The sequence below is a fragment of the Vasconcelosia minhoensis LEGE 07310 genome, assembly GCF_015207255.1.
GTDB lineage: Bacteria > Cyanobacteriota > Cyanobacteriia > Phormidesmidales > Phormidesmidaceae > Vasconcelosia > Vasconcelosia minhoensis.
Window position 1 is genome coordinate 22,796 of sequence record NZ_JADEXG010000052.1, and the last position, 16,112, is coordinate 38,907.

At 58.0% G+C, this 16,112-nt stretch carries 13 protein-coding genes; 7 read left to right on the forward strand and 6 right to left on the reverse strand.

The window, feature by feature from the left end; translation table 11 throughout:
• Positions 1-115 precede the first annotated feature (115 nt).
• Positions 116-670, reverse strand: coding sequence for a DUF2062 domain-containing protein (locus IQ241_RS18720; RefSeq protein ID WP_193910131.1), 555 nt, complete (start codon positions 668-670; stop codon positions 116-118).
• Between the two features lie 121 nt (positions 671-791).
• On the opposite strand from IQ241_RS18720, the gene mnmE reads away from it, so the two are divergent.
• Positions 792-2,204 (forward strand): tRNA uridine-5-carboxymethylaminomethyl(34) synthesis GTPase MnmE, encoded by a 1,413-nt coding sequence (gene mnmE, locus IQ241_RS18725; protein WP_193910133.1) that lies wholly within the window; start codon positions 792-794, stop codon positions 2,202-2,204.
• 56 nt (positions 2,205-2,260) lie between these two features.
• On the opposite strand, the gene IQ241_RS18730 is transcribed toward mnmE, so the two are convergent.
• Entirely contained in the window at positions 2,261-2,728 is a 468-nt protein-coding gene (locus IQ241_RS18730; RefSeq protein ID WP_193910135.1) for a hypothetical protein, read from the reverse strand.
• A 307-nt stretch (positions 2,729-3,035) separates the two neighbouring features.
• Between IQ241_RS18730 and IQ241_RS18735 the strand changes: the two genes are divergently transcribed.
• Positions 3,036-3,767 carry a tetratricopeptide repeat protein gene (locus IQ241_RS18735; RefSeq protein ID WP_193910137.1) on the forward strand — a complete coding sequence of 244 codons (732 nt, stop codon included), beginning with the start codon at positions 3,036-3,038 and terminating at the stop codon, positions 3,765-3,767.
• On the opposite strand, the gene IQ241_RS18740 is transcribed toward IQ241_RS18735, so the two are convergent.
• Positions 3,750-3,959, reverse strand: a complete 210-nt coding sequence (locus IQ241_RS18740) for a hypothetical protein (RefSeq protein ID WP_193910139.1) — start codon at positions 3,957-3,959, stop codon at positions 3,750-3,752. The genes IQ241_RS18735 and IQ241_RS18740 overlap by 18 nt on opposite strands.
• A 275-nt stretch (positions 3,960-4,234) precedes the next feature.
• On the reverse strand, positions 4,235-5,812 hold the full coding sequence (locus IQ241_RS18745) for a serine/threonine-protein kinase (RefSeq protein ID WP_193910141.1): 1,578 nt from the start codon (positions 5,810-5,812) through the stop codon (positions 4,235-4,237).
• Positions 5,813-6,045: 233 nt separating this feature from the next.
• On the opposite strand from IQ241_RS18745, the gene pheT reads away from it, so the two are divergent.
• Complete coding sequence (gene pheT, locus IQ241_RS18750) at positions 6,046-8,505, forward strand: phenylalanine--tRNA ligase subunit beta (RefSeq protein ID WP_193910143.1); 2,460 nt, start codon at positions 6,046-6,048, stop codon at positions 8,503-8,505.
• A 7-nt stretch (positions 8,506-8,512) separates the two neighbouring features.
• On the opposite strand, the gene mrdA is transcribed toward pheT, so the two are convergent.
• Positions 8,513-10,315: a penicillin-binding protein 2 gene (gene mrdA, locus IQ241_RS18755; protein ID WP_193910145.1), complete on the reverse strand. Its 1,803-nt coding sequence runs from the start codon at positions 10,313-10,315 to the stop codon at positions 8,513-8,515.
• A 287-nt stretch (positions 10,316-10,602) separates the two neighbouring features.
• Here mrdA and IQ241_RS18760 point away from each other — a divergent pair, with 287 nt between their 5' ends.
• From IQ241_RS18760 to IQ241_RS18775, 4 genes are read left to right on the forward strand one after another with little or no spacing between them, the layout of a single operon-like run.
• Positions 10,603-11,733 carry an ABC transporter ATP-binding protein gene (locus tag IQ241_RS18760; protein WP_193910147.1) on the forward strand — a complete coding sequence of 377 codons (1,131 nt, stop codon included), beginning with the start codon at positions 10,603-10,605 and terminating at the stop codon, positions 11,731-11,733.
• Positions 11,734-11,790: 57 nt separating this feature from the next.
• Positions 11,791-12,948 (forward strand): polyamine ABC transporter substrate-binding protein, encoded by a 1,158-nt coding sequence (locus IQ241_RS18765; RefSeq protein WP_193910149.1) that lies wholly within the window; start codon positions 11,791-11,793, stop codon positions 12,946-12,948.
• Between the two features lie 23 nt (positions 12,949-12,971).
• Entirely contained in the window at positions 12,972-13,886 is a 915-nt protein-coding gene (locus IQ241_RS18770) for an ABC transporter permease (RefSeq protein WP_193910151.1), read from the forward strand.
• 1 nt (position 13,887) lies between these two features.
• Complete coding sequence (locus IQ241_RS18775) at positions 13,888-14,688, forward strand: ABC transporter permease (RefSeq protein WP_228021847.1); 801 nt, start codon at positions 13,888-13,890, stop codon at positions 14,686-14,688.
• 163 nt (positions 14,689-14,851) lie between these two features.
• Here the strand turns inward: IQ241_RS18775 and IQ241_RS18780 are convergent.
• The coding region (locus IQ241_RS18780; protein WP_265579917.1) for a calcium-binding protein at positions 14,852-16,112 on the reverse strand (1,261 nt) is incomplete at its 5' end.

Consider the following 16,112-nt stretch of genomic DNA (forward strand, 5'->3'; position numbering starts at 1 on the left):
GGAGGCACTGCCTGCGCAAATTGAAACGGATAGACATAATCGTGAGCTATGAATGGACTGCTCTAATCTCTCACAGCCGCTGCGGCAGTAGACCCCGGTTTCAGTTTCAGTAACTCTAGCGCCCCCTCTGACCTCTTTGGCGTTTCTGACGGCGGGCCTGGCGATACCGGACAGCCAGATTGAGACCCACGGAGTAGCCAATGACGCTGGCAACCAGGCCCACCAGGCAAGAGCCCACGATCAGCGCGGCGCTGATATCCATGCCCATACTCATCCATTCGCGGATCGACTGCTGCGAGGAAAAGTCGATCTCTGAGCTAGACATGCCCAGCAGCAGACTGCCCAGCTTAAAGTTGAAGGCGTAAATGGGGACATAGGTGAGCGGATTACTGATCCAGGTTCCCGCAGCTGCCATAATTTTATTGCCCCTGACCACTGCCGCCAGGGCAATCCCAAAAATCGTCTGAAAGCCAAAGAAGGGAAAGGCGCCCGCAAATACGCCCGCCGCTAGTCCCCGGGCAATCTCTCTGGGGCTGCCGCGCAGGCGCAAAAAGCGCAGATAGAAGTAGCGAAAAGTCCGCCGCCAGCGCTGGGGAGCGGCCCAGCTGAGGGGTTTCCGACGACGTTTTCTAGGCTTCGGTGCGACGGGAGGGGGATAGGGGGCTGGCATAGATCGAAAAACGCACTGTCCCACCTATCTTAGACGGCTGCTAGGCCAGCGTTCTGGTTTTGAGATCGGCTAGGCTATTTCTTATCCAAATCCTCACGGTTGACAGGCGAGACGTTTGGATATGGCAACTTCAAGGAGTTCTATCGTGCAGGCAGAAACAATTGCCGCGATCGCGACTGCGATTGTCCCCCAGCAGGGCAGCGTCGGCATCGTGCGACTATCAGGCGCTGAGGCCGTCGAGATTGCCCGGCACCTATTCTACGCGCCGGGCTCCCAGGCCTGGGAAAGTCACCGCATCCTCTATGGCTTTATCCGGCAGCCTAAAACTCAGCAGGTGATCGATGAGGCCCTGCTGCTGCTGATGTATGCCCCCCGCTCCTTTACCCGCGAAGACGTCGTTGAGTTTCACTGCCACGGCGGCATCATGGCCGTGCAGCAGGTACTTCAGCTCTGCCTTCAGCAGGGCGCCAGACTGGCTCAGCCGGGCGAATTTTCGCTGCGGGCGTTTCTCAACGGGCGGCTCGACCTAACCCAGGCTGAAAGTGTGGCTGACCTGGTGGGTGCCCAGTCGCCCCAGGCCGCCCAGGCGGCAGTCGCGGGCCTGCGGGGTAAGCTGGCCCAGTCGCTGCGGCAGCTGCGCAGCGACTGTCTGGACCTGCTAGCGGAGATTGAAGCTCGGATTGATTTTGAGGATGACCTGCCGCCGCTGGATCTGGACTGGGTGCGATCGCGCCTGGACGAGACCCTCAAAACCGTCCGCCACATCCTGGCTACGGCCCATCAGGGCGAGCTGCTGCGGGCCGGGCTTAAGGTCGCTATCATTGGTCGCCCTAACGTGGGCAAGTCGAGCCTGCTGAACGCCTGGAGTAAGAGCGATCGCGCCATTGTTACTGACCTGCCCGGTACGACTCGCGATATCGTCGAGTCCCAGCTCGTCGTCGGCGGCATTCCGATTCAGGTGCTGGATACGGCGGGAATCCGTGAATCCAGTAACCCGGTTGAGCAAATGGGGATTCAGCGTTCCAGGGCAGCCGTCCAGCGGGCTGACCTGGTGCTGCTAACGGTGGATGCCGCTGGGGGTTGGGCGGAGGAGGAAGATCTCCTCTACGAGCTGATTCAGCCGCGACCTCACCTGGTCGTGATCAATAAAATAGACCTGGTTGATTCTGACCCAGCGGCTAGGATCGAGCCGATATTGGCGCAGCTCGGCCCCGCCTCACCCGTCGTCCAGCTTTCAGCCAGCCAGTCTCGCGGGCTAGAGGCGCTGGAGCAGACTTTGCTTAAAACCGTGGAGGCCAGCAACCTCAGCGCCGCCAACCTCGATCTGGCGATCAATCAGCGGCAGGCGGGCGCGATCGCGAAGGCCCAAAATGCCTTACAACAGGTCCAGGCCACGATTCAGGCCGGTCTACCGCTGGATTTCTGGACAATTGACCTCAGAGCGGCAATTCAGGATTTAGGAGAGGTCACCGGAGAAGCCGTCACCGAGTCAATGCTAGACGAAATTTTTAGCCGATTTTGCATTGGCAAGTAGAGGTTTAGAGTCGCCCAGGCAGCAGTCCAGCAATATCTCCAAAGTCCAGCAATGGTTCAAAGCGTCATATGGGTGTACTGATGCTGTTTGACATTGTCATCCGCCGTCACCATATTTTCGGCATTGAGGATCCGCTTGCGCTCAGTGGAATAGTTCACATCGGTATAGACCGTACCAGCTGGGACGAATGTCTGCGCCTCAGGGCGCGACTGGTAGGTCCGAGCGGCCGCCAGCGCCTGCTCGACAAAATCTGGGCTGACCTGCGCATTGGCCGCTTTGGCTGCCGGCAGCAGCTTCGGCTGGCCTGCTTCAAGCACCTCGCCCAGGCTCACTGCATAGAGGCTCTGGTACGAGGTCGGGACGCCCTTCATCAGCGCTTCTAGATAGGCGGAGGGAATGGGTTCAGCCATCGTGACCTGGGTGACCTCGCCTTCTTGCTTGAGAAAGCAGGTGGCTAAGCCAATCAGGATGTAGTCCTCTGCGTTCAGGTCAGGGGCATTGGGATAGGCGGCAGTTGCGGTCATAAAAAGCGTTACGAGGGGGTCGTTTGCGCTCCCATTATAGCCGTCTCGTTCGCGTCAGTCGGCGTTCGTTAGGAAAGCGTCATAAAGCGCCGGATAGGAACGCTGCTAAGGCATTAAAGCGCCCCAATGCCCGAGCTCATCTGCTTTTCATCAGCGGATCTGCGGAACGGGTGAAGCCTCATTTCAATTTTTCTCAATCTTCTACGTTTTTTCCCGGTTGGGTTCTGTATTTAACCATGCGAGGATTCCATCAAGAAGATTAACTGAAAGCCCGCCATCCTGTCGCCAATCTCCGAGGACATCTACCATGCAGCCACTCAAAAATGTCACCCCATTCTCAGCGGATTCTACACCATCGATGGCGGTTTTGGGGCCTCGCAGCGGCGTTATCCGTCGGTCTCAGAATAGCCAACCGCAGCGCCTGGCCAATCTCCTCGCCGATGCTGATGCGATTATTCTGCTTCGCCACCAGGTCAAGTGGGAGATGCAGAGGGGCGCCTATCGCTCAGCGATTGACCTGCTCGATCGGCTGATTCAGCGCTGCCCTGAGACAGCAGAGTATTACAATAATCGCGGGCTGGTGTATTTCTACTGCCAGCAGTATGAACTGGCTCTGATCGACCTAGACTGCGCTATTCGGCTCAATCCTGAACTTGACCAGGCCTACAACAATCGGGCCAACTGCTATGCCGCCGAGGGGCGCTGGGACGAAGCGCTGAGCGACTATGACCAGGCCATCGACCTGAATCCAGTGAATCTGAAGGCTCGGATTAATCAGGGCATCACCTTCCGCGATTTGGGCTGTTACGAAGAGGCGATGGACTGCTTTGATATCGCGCTATTCTTTCAGCCGACCAGCGCCAACCTCTATGCTGAGCTGGGCAGAACCTATCACCTCAGCGGCGATTGGAACGGCGCGATCGCGGCCTATGACCAGGCCCTGACTTTGCTGCCGCTGCCAGCCGCTGACTCTAAAGCATCTGTTCAGCTCAGACAGCGTCTCCTGACCTGGACAGACGAGCTACTCAATGTCGATTGACTTCGGTCCCTGCTGGGTCACGGAGGGATCAGGCACAGCGGCCGTTGTTGATGCCCCCTGCTGATTCAGCCAGCTTTTGACCGGGTCATCTGAGAGGTCTAACCGCAGCAGCCCTGAACATAGGCCACCCAGAAAAGCCATGGGCTGATGGGCCATCTCTCGCATCAGGGGCGTGAGTTCGTCTACAAACATCTTGAAATCCTTCCTGCCGGGTCTACTGAGCCGCTGTCCGCTAGGGCTGAGCGAACTCTACCCCGGACAGACGTTTACTTATATTATTTATACCAAATCTTAAATTACAGCGTTTCTGAAGCTAGTGGGGTACATAAACAGCCGCGACGCCCTTGAGTTTAGGCCATTGACGGTACCTCACCTGGCAAGGAAACGCGGTAGCGCCTAAATTCACCGAGAAGCTTCCCAAAGTCTATAAATTTAGGGCATCGAGCCCGGTGTATCGCTCTGCCGCACTACCGCAGCCCGCGTTTGCCGTTGGGGTAGACCGTCGTCCAGTTCGTTCGGGCCACGGCCAGCTGCTCATCGCTGATGGCCGCATCGGTCAGATCAGCGCCACAGAGATTGGCGTCCCTAAGGTTGGCCTGATCCAGACAGGCTCGGGTGAGGTCAGCACCGCGCAGATCACAGCCTTCCAAGTTAGCCGAACCCAGATAGGCGCCGCCCAGCTTAGCGCTCCGGAGTGTAGCATGTCCCAGGTCAGCTTTACTCAGGTTGGCGTTGGACAGGTCTATCCCTTGCAGATTGGCTTTTTTCAATACGGACTTGGCGAAACTAGAGCCGGCTAAAACAACTCGCTGTAGGCCCATTCCGCTTAGGCTTTGATTGGAAAAGTCGCGCCGTCCCTTAGCATAGGCCGCTTGAATGTCTTTAGCCGTGAGTTTGGCTGTCCGGCTGGTCGGACTAGCTCCAGAGCGGTCACTTGAAAGAGCATCTGAGGCCCCAGTTGGGAAACGCTGACGGCCCGGGGCAACGCCCATCCGATGCTGAGATCGCTCCCGCTGAGCCCGGATAGCTGCGGCCAGCCGGGCAGTAGGAGAGACATGCCCTTCACCCAGGCTGTCTGCCGAGGGGGCCTCAGCCACCTGGACTGAAGCGGCCGGGAAGGCCAGATTCTGACTCAGGCTTTCTAGATAGGGCTCTAGGTCAAGGTCTCGCAGCACCTCGTCGGTACTCTGGTAGCGATGGCGCACCGAGCTTTCCAGCAGCTTGGCCATTACTTTGGCAAAGTGGTCGCTGATATAGAGTCCCTCCTGCCAGCGCATCTCGCCCGTTTGGGGATCGTAGGCCAGGTCTTTCGGTGCTTTGCCCGTGAGCAAATAGACGCAGGTGACGCCAACGCTGTAGAGATCGCTGGCGTAGACCGGACGCAAGGCCATTTGCTCAGGTGGCGCATAGCCTGGCGTGCCGATGGCATAGGCTGTCAGCGCTGTCTGCCCGGTCTGACTGGGCTGTACCGGATTCACCTTGTCTTTAACGGCGCCAAAGTCAATCAGCACCAGCTGCTTGTCCTGCTTGCGTCGAATCAGGTTGGCAGGCTTGATGTCGCGGTGGATCACCTGATGGCTATGGACATACTGCAACATCGGCAGTACTTCGCTGAGGAACTGTTTCGTGCCTGCTTCGCTAAAAGGGCCGCCGCGTTTAACCTCCTGCTGGAGGGTAGAGCCGCTGATATACTCTTGGATCAGAAAAAACTCTTGAGAAATTTCAAAGTAGTCCAGCAGGCGAGGAATTTGGGGATGATTGCCGATTTTGCCCAAAATCGCGGCCTCCCGCTGGAACAGATCTCGGGCCATTTCCAGCAGGTGGGGCGCTTCTGCGGTCGGACGGAGCTGCTTGACCACGCAGGGCGGATGGCCCGGCAGCGCCTCATCCCGAGCCAAGAATGTAGCGCCAAAGCCCCCCCGACCTAGGGCGCCCAACACCCGGTAGCGATCGCGCAGCCGCAGCTTTTCGCCGCAGGCCTGGCAGTACTGGTCGGCCGAAGCGTTCTTAGGATTGGGGCAGTCAGAGCTGATGCAATAGGACATTTGGCCTGGTTCCCTTTACTGGGTGCTACCGCAATTCAAGTGTTCCCGGTTTGTTGGGCTGGGTTAAAAGGAAAAATCACAAAGTTTCAGTCAAGTTTGGGCTAGGTTTCGGCTAGGACGGAATTGAAATGCAATAAGGGCTTGGGATAGGGCAATGGTTGCCCCAAACTTTTGCCAGCTGAACAGTAGAATAGGGTGGACCAGTCGCCCCGTCGTTACCGCTAAGCAATTCCATGCGCGTCTCCATCAGCTGGCTAAAAGAATTGGTTGACTTTGACCTCTCCCCAGAAGGGCTGGCAGAGGCGCTGACGATGGCCGGGTTTGAAGTTGAGGAAATTGAAGAACGGCGCACCTGGGCCGACGGCGTGGTCGTGGGCCGGGTGCTGGAGCGACAGCCGCACCCCAATGCCGAAAAGCTCAGCCTCTGTACGGTCGATATTGGGACGGCAACGCCCTCGACGATTGTCTGCGGGGCGGCCAATGTCTGCGCGGATATTTACGTGCCCGTCGCGACGGTTGGTACATACCTGCCAAAAGTAGACCTGAAGATTAAGCCGCGTCAGCTGCGGGGCGTTCCGTCGGAGGGCATGATCTGCTCGCTGGCCGAATTGGGACTGGCTAAGGATTCTGAGGGAATTCACATTTTCCAGCAGGAAGCCCTGACACCGGGTCAAGATGCCCGCCCGCTGCTGGGTTTAGACGACTCCATTCTCGACCTGACCTCGACGGCGAATCGAGCTGACGCCCTGAGCATGGTTGGCATTGCCCGAGAAGTGGCAGCGATTACCGGCAATCCTCTCAAGTTGCCGCCGAGTCAGTCTCTAGCCGGGATAGCACAGTCATCGCCGGTAGCGATTGAATTGACGGATGCGAAGGCTTGCCCAATCTACATCGGTACCGTCATGGAGCAGATTCAGATTGGTCCCTCGCCCGACTGGCTGAAGCAGCGCCTGGCAGCGGCCGGGACGCGCTCGATTAGCAATGTGGTCGATATTACGAACTACGTTTTGCTGGAATGGGGCCAGCCGCTCCATGCCTTTGACTTAGACCAACTCCAGGCCGCTGCTGGGGCTCCGCTGACCGTTGGGGTAAGGCTGGCCCAGTCAGCCGAAAAGCTCTGCACTCTGGACGGCCAGGATCGTCAGCTCACGCCTCAAACGCTGCTAATTACAGCCAACGATCGGCCCGTGGCCCTGGCCGGGGTAATGGGGGGCGAGGAAACCGAAGTGCATGATCAGACGCAAACAGTCTTCTTGGAGGCGGCCTACTTCGACGCAGCGGCCATTCGCCGCTCGGCCCGTAGTCAGGGCCTGCGGACCGAAGCCTCGGCCCGGTACGAGCGTGGGGTCAACCCGGCGGAGCTGACCCTGGCCTGCGATCGCGCCCTCCAGCTGCTGCAAGAATTGGCCGGTGCGACGATTGTGGGTCAGGCCGAAGACCGCACTGAGGTCGGACGGATTACGCCCACTCGAACGCTGGACCTGCGGCTATCGCGGGTTAATCAGATCCTGGGTCCGACGGTGGAGTCTAATGCCGCTGGAACCGCGGCGCTCGATCGCGACACCGTTGAGGCCCTCCTGACAAAACTGGGCTGTGAGACAAAGCCAGTCGGCTCAGCTGCGGCCACCGTTTGGCAGGTGACGGTGCCGCCCTACCGCTATCGAGATCTGGAGCGCGAGATCGACCTGATCGAAGAAATTGCCCGGCTCTATGGCTACGACCGCTTTGCCAATACGCTGCCAGCCCAGACCGCACGCGGCTTTCTCTCGCCTGAGGCGGCCCTGTCTCAGCAGCTGCGAGCAGCTTTTCGCGGGGCCGGGCTGACCGAAGTGCTGCACTATTCGCTGACCAAGCCCGCTGAAGGCGACCAGAGAGAAACCCAGGTCGTGCTGGCAAATCCGCTCTTTGCCGAATATTCTGCCCTACGGTCAGACCTGCTCAGCGGCCTGATTGACGCTTACCAGTACAACCTGGAGCAGGGCAACGGGCCGCTGAATGCCTTTGAAATCGGTCATGTGTTCTCGATGGCTGAAGGCGAGCTGGTGGAAACCGAAAAGGTGGCAGGCATCGTCGGCGGTGACAGTCGGCGAGGGCGCTGGGTGAGCGGGGCTCAGCCCTTGACCTGGTATGAGGCCAAGGGTCTGCTAGAGGAAGTGTGCGATCGCCTGAACCTGACCGTTGACTATCGCCCCGACAGCGCCGTCCCGCGCCTGCATCCGGGCCGCACTGCCGGGCTGTGGGTGCGCGGTAGGTTACGGCTGGGCACCTTTGGTCAGCTCCACCCAGAACTGCGACAGCAGCGGGGGCTGCCGGACGAAATTTATCTATTTGAGCTGGACTGGTCGGTGCTCAAGACCTGCTGCTTGGCCCAATACAGCGGCCAGATGGTACGCTTTCAACCCTATTCGCCCTACCCAGCGGCGGATCGCGATCTGGCCTTCTTTGCCCCGGTCGAGATTGCCGTGGCCGACCTGCAAAAGCTGATGCTTAAGACCGGCGGCAAGCTGTTGGAAACCGTAACGCTGTTTGACCAGTACCGGGGTCAAAATGTCCCTGAAAGTCAGCGCAGCCTGGCTTTCAGGCTGGTCTACCGCTCCCCCGACCGCACCCTCACCGATAGCGACATTGAGCCCGTTCATCAAAAGATTCGCGCGGCTTTAGAGAAAGCCTATCCGGTCAGCCTGCGGAGTTAGGAAACGGTCAGCTACCAGATTTTGGCTGATCAGCTTTGAAATAGGCTTCGAGTACCTGCTTCACCATCGGAGCGGCAAAGGAGCCGCCGCCGCCGCCGGAATGTTCCCCGAAGGCGACTACCACAATTTCTGGATTATCCGAAGGGCCGTAGGCGCCAAACCAGGTATGGGATTGGTAGGGCGGGGCCTCAGCCGTGCCGCTTTTGCCGGAAATCGGCGGTAGGTCAGGGTCCTTCAAGACCTTGCCCGTCCCAGAACTGACCACCTGGCGCAGCCCCTCGCGCAGAACCTGGAGGGTACTCGGGGCGAGGTCTAACGATTCCTTCCAATCCCGCTCGGCTTCCTGATCGAGCAGCAGGTGAGGCGTCACGCGATAGCCCCCATTGGCGGGTACGGCAAACATCACTGCGACCTGCAGCGGCGTTGTTTGAACAAAGCCCTGACCAATCGAGGTATTGATGGTGTCGCCCAGATACCAGCCTTCGCCAATTTCTGCCTGCTTCCAAGCTTCATCCGGCACGGTGCCGCTGTCTTCCTCAGCCGCTAATTCGATGCCCGTCTTCTGACCAAAGCCATACTGCCGCATCCAGTGAGCTAGCGTTTCCCCGCCCACAGCGCGGCCGACCTGATAGAAGAAGGTATCGCTGCTCATGGCCAGAGCCGTGCGAAATCCAATAGTGCCAAATCCGGCATTGTTCCAATCCCAAAACTGAATGCCGCCAAAGGAGAGATAGGGATAGGTTGGCAGATAGACCTCGGGCGAAAATTTGCCCGACTCTATCCCCGCGGTGGCCGTGACAATCTTAAACGTACTGGCCGGTGGGTAGGAGCGCATGGCCCGGTTGACAAAGGGGTTGCCTCGGCTTTGAAATGAAGCCCACTGCTCTTCGCTGATGCGAGTAGAAAAAATATTGGGGTCGAAGGTGGGGCGGCTGACCATGGCCAAAATCGCGCCGTCGCGAGGGTCGAGGGCGACAATTGCGCCGGTCTGATCGCCCAGGGCGGCTTCTGCGGACCGCTGTAGTTTCAGGTCAAGGGTGAGGCGGATATCCTGTCCCGACTGGGGCGGCTTTTCACCTAAGATTCCAATCACCCGGCCGCCGCTATCGACCTCGACCTGCTGACCGCCCCACTCGCCTCGCAGGCGCGACTCATAGGCCGCCTCGACGCCCAGCTTGCCAATCACGTCGCCAAGGCGATAGCCCTGCGCTTGCCGTCCGGCCAGCTCTTCATCGTCCATTTCGCCGGTATAGCCGAGAACGTGGGCGGCCAGATCGCCATGGGGATAGTCCCGTACCGCTTCGGCTTCAATCCGGACGCCGGGCAGCTCGGAGGCGTATTCTGCGATCGCGGTGGCCTGAGCCGAGCTGATGCCGCGCGAAATTGGAATTGACTCATTCGAGCTGTAGCCTCCCTGCGCTAGGCGCTGATGAATCTCTTCGGCAGGCACGTCTAAAATCTGGGCGAGCCGCCCGACCACCGCTTCGCGTCGGTCCTCCGGCAGAGAAATCGGCCAGATTGAAACCGAATGCGACAGGCGGCTACCGGCCAAAATCTGTCCATTGCGATCAAAAATGGTGCCCCGGGCGGGCCGTCGGGGCAGCAGTAAAATCCGGTTATTCTCAGCCAGCTGCCGATTGCGATCGCCCTGCACCAGCTGTAGATAGGCCAGCCGACTGCCGATTCCACCCAGGGTGACTAGGGACAGCAGCAGCAGCACAACGGCCTGATACTGCTGTCCGACCGTGCGGCCGGTGGTTTTGTCTCGGTTTTTACCGGCGCGGAGGGAAGACTGCTGCAAAAAGGCCATAAAAGCTGATTTTGAGGGTTATTTGGGACTTTGAGCGGGCTATCAGCCCCGGGGCTGAGAAAAGCCAAATCAAGTCTAGCGCTATCAAATTCGGATCAATCATTCCCTGCGGTCAAAATTACCGCCAAAATTACCGATAGAAAAGCCGGATATCGTTAATTCGGTTGCTTTTATCCGGTTCCTGGGAAGCGTAGAATAGGGCAAATTCGGGCTAGCTTTGACTGGCGAGCCTATTTTGCCCATAGATGAGGTTTAAAATCGAAGCATTGAAAAGGGAAGCTGCCGCGATGCCTCAGGCTGTCTCAACCAAGTCTTCTGGATCAGCTCAGTCCGAGGCGGCAATTGATGTCGAACTACGCCAGATTGTCAAGGTTTTTGACGGCGAACCCGCCATCACAGGCATCGACCTGACCGTTCAAAAAGGCGAATTTTTCAGCATTTTAGGCCCTTCCGGCTGCGGTAAGACCACGGCCCTGCGACTGATTGCCGGGTTTGAGACGCCGACTGCTGGAGAAGTTTTCATCCAGGGCCGAGCCATGGGTCGAGTTGTCCCGCACCGCCGCCCGGTCAACACCGTCTTTCAAAACTATGCGCTGTTCGACCATATGAGCGTTTGGGATAATATCGCCTTTGGTCTGAAAATTCAGAACTGCTCTCGGGCGGAGCTGCGATCGCGAGTCGGCGAAGCGCTGCAGCTGGTCAAGATGGAGTCTTTCTCCAAGCGCTACCCGGCTCAGCTCTCCGGTGGCCAAAAGCAGCGAGTTGCGCTAGCCAGGGCATTGGTTAAACGTCCGGCGGTGATGCTGCTCGATGAGCCCCTTGGTGCGCTCGATCTAAAGCTGCGGAAGCAAATGCAGGTTGAGCTCTCCAACCTGCACCGGCGGCTCGGCATTACCTTTATTATGGTCACTCACGATCAGGAAGAAGCCCTGTCGCTCTCTGACCGGATTGCCGTGATGCGGGCTGGCCAGATTGAGCAGGTGGGTCGCCCGGATGATATTTACGAATATCCGGCAACGGCCTTTGTCGCTAACTTTATTGGCGAAACCAATCTGCTGCGAGGCCAGATTGAGCCGCTGGATTTCCCCCTGATGCGAGTCACCACCGAAAGTGGCTTAGACATTCGGGTGCGTCATCGTCAGGTAGACTCAGCCCCGCCGCCGCAAACCCCCGTTGAGCTGAGTATTCGGCCGGAGAAAGTCCATCTGAGCGGCCAGCCCGCTGACGCCGACAACTGCGTTGAAGGCCGGGTACAGCACACCATGTATCTGGGTACCCATATTCACTGTATGGTAGAACTCGTAACGGGCGATCGCTTCACGGTTCTACAGCCAAGTCATACTCAGCATCTACCCGATCCTCAGAAGCCTGTGTATGCCTACTGGTCCGCCGCTGATTGCCTGGCGCTGACGGCCTAGTCGGCCCGACGCTAGAGAGTCTTGTCTTTTATTGTCGTTTATTTTAGAGGAACCCCCATGCCTCGCAGATTTTCATCTAAACCACGTCTTGCCGCCACCCGCCGCCATTTTTTACAAGGCTCTGCTGCTGCAATAGCGGGGATAGCCCTTTCCAACTGCGGTGGCGTCAGCGATGTACAGTCCTCCGACGCTGGGGCTGAACCAACTGAAGACGGCGATGCTGGCAGTGCCGCCAGCGGCGCCTCCGGTCCGCTCTATATCTATACCTGGGCAGACTACACCGACGATCAGCTGGTACAGCGGTTCAGGGACAAAACCGGCATTGACGTCCAGATTGATATCTACGACTCGAATGAAACCATGCTGGCCAAGATGCAGGCAGGGGGTGGCGATAACTACAGCGTCATCTACCCATCTGACTACATGGTGACGCAGATGATCGATATGGGCATGCTGACCGAGTTTGATAAATCCCGTTTACAGGGTTTGGATCAGCTTTCGCCAAAATGGGAAAGCCCCGGTTACGACCCAGACAATAGCCACAGCGTGCCCTACAGCTGGGGAACGACCGGCCTGATCTACAACTCTAAGGAACTTTCGACTGCACCAGCAGATTGGACCTATCTTTGGGACAATAAAGACGCTCTGTCTCGGCGGATGACGATGCTTGACGATGTGCGCGAAACCCTGGGCGCCGTGCTGCATTCTCTAGGATATTCCTACAATTCCACTGACCCCGCCGAACTAGAGGCGGCTTATCAACGGCTGCTTGAGCTAAAGCCAGCGCTGGCCTCGTTTAAGTCCTTTGGCTGGCAGGATGAGCTGCTAGGGGGTGACCTGCTGCTGGCGATGGCCTTTTCGGTAGAGGCAATCCCGGTGACTTTGGAGGACGATACCTTTCAGTATGTCATTCCCGCCAGCGGCTCATCGGTGTGGACTGACACAATGGTGATCCCAACCACCGCCCCGAACGCAGACGCCGCCTACGAATGGATTAATTTCAACCTGAATCCCGACGTCTCGGCGGAGACCGTTAAGCGGCTATACTTTGCCACCCCCAACGCGGCGGCTAAAGACATGCTGCCGGAAGAGCTGCTCAGTAACCAAGACCTCTTTCCGTCCGAAGAGCTGCTGGCGAAATGCGAGGGGATTGCCCCGGTCGGTGATGCGATTGAGCTCTATGACCGCTATTGGACCCAGATTACCAGTGCCTAGCCCAGGCCGCTGATGGAGACGCTATGGCCAACCTTCCGCTCACGCCCGCATCATCGACTCGTTTGGAGTGGTTTGACCGCTGGCGCTATCGGTTGGTTAGGCTGATTGGACCACTGGCCTTGCTAGGTCCGGCTGGGCTATGGCTGTTTCTGCTGCTGGTGCTGCCTACGCTGCTGATTTTACAGCTCAGTCTAGTACCGGGACTGCGTCCCGGGCAGGCGATTACAGCCTATGGCTTAGGCAACTACACGCGCATTCTAGACTCGGTCTACCTGGGTGTGATTGGCCGCTCGCTCACCTTTGCCAGCGGCACCATGCTGCTTTGCTTGCTGTTGGGGTTCCCAGTCGCCTACTGGATTGCGCTGATGGCGCCGAAGCGCTGGCGTAGCCTGCTGCTGGTGCTGTTCATCCTGCCGCTATGGACCTCAACTTTGCTGCGCACCTATGCCTGGGTGACGCTGCTGCGCCGGTCAGGCATCATTAATCTAATTCTCTCAGCGCTGCACCTGCCGACGCAGGACATTATGAATACCCATTGGGCAGTCTATGTGGGCATGACCTACGATTTTCTGCCCTATATGGTACTGATCCTTTACGCCTCACTTGAAAAGCTGGACCAGCGGCTGCTAGAGGCAGCAGCGGACCTGGGCGCGAATCCTCGTCAGACGTTTTGGAAAGTTACCGTACCCCAGACGCTGCCTGGGATTGCGGCAGGCTGCCTGCTGGTGTTTGTGACTAGCCTGGGTGACTTTGTGGTGCCGACGCTGCTGGGAGGGACGTCGAGCAAGACAATCTCGCTGCTGATCTACGACCAGTTTTTAGGCCCGGCCCGCAACTGGGGATTTGGTTCGGCCCTGAGTATGGTGCTGATTCTGGCGGTGAGCCTGGCGATCGCGCTGCTGCTGCGCTACGGCAACCGCGAGGCGGCGGCGGCCTGAGATGAAGCAGCTCTCTCGCCTCCTACCGTCAGTGACTTGGCAAAGTCTGTTTGCCGGGGCGATGTACATTTTCATGTATGCGCCCATTCTAGTCCTGGGCCTGTATAGCTTTAATGAGTCGCGCTACGGGGCCGTCTGGAAAGGGTTCAGCCTGAAATGGTACGGCAAGCTGTTTCAGGACGAGCGGCTGTTTTTAGCGCTGGCCGACAGCCTTAAGATTGCCTTTTGCGCCGTGGGCCTATCTGCCGTCCTAGGAACCCTGATGGCGATTGGCCTGGCTAAGTACCGTTTCCCCGGCAGGTCGGTCTACCGAGGCGCTTCCTATCTGCCGCTGATTATTCCCGACATTGCGATCGCGGTTGCGACCCTGGTTTTCTTAGCCGCCGCCGCCATTCCACTCAGCATTTGGACCGCGATCGCGGCGCACATGGTCTTTTGCCTGGCCTACGTCGCCGTCGTCGTCTCCAGCCGCCTCAGCGGCATGAACCCCCATTTGGAAGAAGCCGCCCTGGACTTAGGCGCTACGCCCACCCAGGCCCTGGTGAAGGTGCTGCTGCCCCAGCTGGCCCCGGCGATTTTGGCGGGCTGTCTGCTGGCCTTCGTCCTGAGTATGGATGACCTGCTGATTTCCAGCTTTACTGCCGGCGGCGCGACCCCCCTGCCGATTGAAATTTTCAGCCGTGTTCGCACCGGCGTCAAGCCGGATATTAATGCCCTCAGCGTGGTTCTAATTTTGGCCTCGGGGCTGCTGGCCGCGATCGCGGAGTACCTCAGATACAAAAGCGAGCAGGCTAAGGGTTAGCCGGGTTCTGTTGGTCAATAATGGTTTCGACGCTAGTTGAGGACAGGGCTGAGTGGTTTATAACTTCAGCGTACCTGCTCCTCCTTTTCTTAGCTTTTGTCGATTTCCTTATCCAGAACTGACGTTATCTAAGCGTAGCAGTCAAGGCTTTCCCAGACTAAGCCTAGACTGACATCACTTCGCTTAGGCTAAGCGTTTCGCCTCCTACCAAAATATTTTCGATACGGGTTTCAGAATTAGCCATATCTTTAACTATCACGCGGTCAGAGGTTCCTATGACGGTGAAGGTGAGGTCAACGCCATCGAAGGACCAGCTCAGGTCTGCGCGAGCGATGCCTTCACCAAACACCAGGGTGTCTGTCCCACCGTCGTAGATGTAGCCGTAGGAGCTATTTTGGTAGAGGTCGTGGATGACGTCTTGCCCGTCACCGCGCTCAAACCGATAGGTGTCATTGCCAGCGCCGCCGTAGAGAGAGTCATTGCCAGTCCCACCCACCAGGATGTCATTGCCCATACCGGCGTTGAGGATGTCGTTGCCTGCACCGCCATCGAGAATATCGTTGCCTCCGTTAGCGCGCAGGATGTCATTTCCAGTCCCACCATAGAGAGTGTCGGCATAGCTGCCTGTGGTGATGGTATCATCTCCCGCCAAACCGTCGAGGATGATGGCACTCTGGTTCCAAGTCAGGCTGTCTGCCCCAGCAGAGCCCGACCCAACCCAGCTTGCCACCAGCTCATACAAGCTCAAGGTCTCAGCGCCAATGACAAACCGTTCTACCTGCTGTCGGCTGTCGGTGATGTTGCGAATCGTGACTTGGTCGTCGGTTCCTGTTACAGCGAAGCTCATGTCGCTGCCGTCGAAGGACCAGCTCAGGTCTGCGCGAGTGATGCCTTCACCAAACACCAGGGTATCTGTCCCACCGTCGTAGATGTAGCCGTAGGAGCTATTTTGGTAGAGGTCGTGGATGACGTCTTGCCCGTCACCGCGCTCAAACCGATAGGTGTCATTGCCCGCCCCGCCATAGAGTGTGTCGTTGCCTGCACCACCATTGAGATGATCGTCACCCGCACCGGCATTGAGAGTGTCGCTGCCATCACCACCATTGAGAACATCGTTGCCCGCACCAGAGTTGAGGGTGTCGTTACCTACTCCACCATAGAGAGTGTCGGCATAGCTGCCTGTGGTGATGGTATCATCTCCAGCTAGACCGTCGAGGATGATGGCACTCTGGTTCCAAGTCAGGCTGTCTGCCCCAGCAGAGCCCGACCCAACCCAGCTTGCCACCAGCTCATACAAGCTCAAGGTCTCAGCGCCAATGACAAACCGTTCTACCTGCTGTCGGCTGTCGGTGATGTTGCGAATCGTGACTTGGTCGTCGGTTCCTGTTACAGCGAAGCTCATGTCGCTGCCGTCGAAGGACCAG

Coding starts and splice junctions, on each gene's coding strand:
- IQ241_RS18720 (WP_193910131.1), bottom strand. CDS start 670: ATGCCAGCCCCCTATCCCCCTCCCGTCGCACCGAAGCCTAGAAAACGT.
- mnmE (WP_193910133.1), top strand. CDS start 792: ATGGCAACTTCAAGGAGTTCTATCGTGCAGGCAGAAACAATTGCCGCG.
- IQ241_RS18730 (WP_193910135.1), bottom strand. CDS start 2,728: ATGACCGCAACTGCCGCCTATCCCAATGCCCCTGACCTGAACGCAGAG.
- IQ241_RS18735 (WP_193910137.1), top strand. CDS start 3,036: ATGCAGCCACTCAAAAATGTCACCCCATTCTCAGCGGATTCTACACCA.
- IQ241_RS18740 (WP_193910139.1), bottom strand. CDS start 3,959: ATGTTTGTAGACGAACTCACGCCCCTGATGCGAGAGATGGCCCATCAG.
- IQ241_RS18745 (WP_193910141.1), bottom strand. CDS start 5,812: ATGTCCTATTGCATCAGCTCTGACTGCCCCAATCCTAAGAACGCTTCG.
- pheT (WP_193910143.1), top strand. CDS start 6,046: ATGCGCGTCTCCATCAGCTGGCTAAAAGAATTGGTTGACTTTGACCTC.
- mrdA (WP_193910145.1), bottom strand. CDS start 10,315: ATGGCCTTTTTGCAGCAGTCTTCCCTCCGCGCCGGTAAAAACCGAGAC.
- IQ241_RS18760 (WP_193910147.1), top strand. CDS start 10,603: ATGCCTCAGGCTGTCTCAACCAAGTCTTCTGGATCAGCTCAGTCCGAG.
- IQ241_RS18765 (WP_193910149.1), top strand. CDS start 11,791: ATGCCTCGCAGATTTTCATCTAAACCACGTCTTGCCGCCACCCGCCGC.
- IQ241_RS18770 (WP_193910151.1), top strand. CDS start 12,972: ATGGCCAACCTTCCGCTCACGCCCGCATCATCGACTCGTTTGGAGTGG.
- IQ241_RS18775 (WP_228021847.1), top strand. CDS start 13,888: ATGAAGCAGCTCTCTCGCCTCCTACCGTCAGTGACTTGGCAAAGTCTG.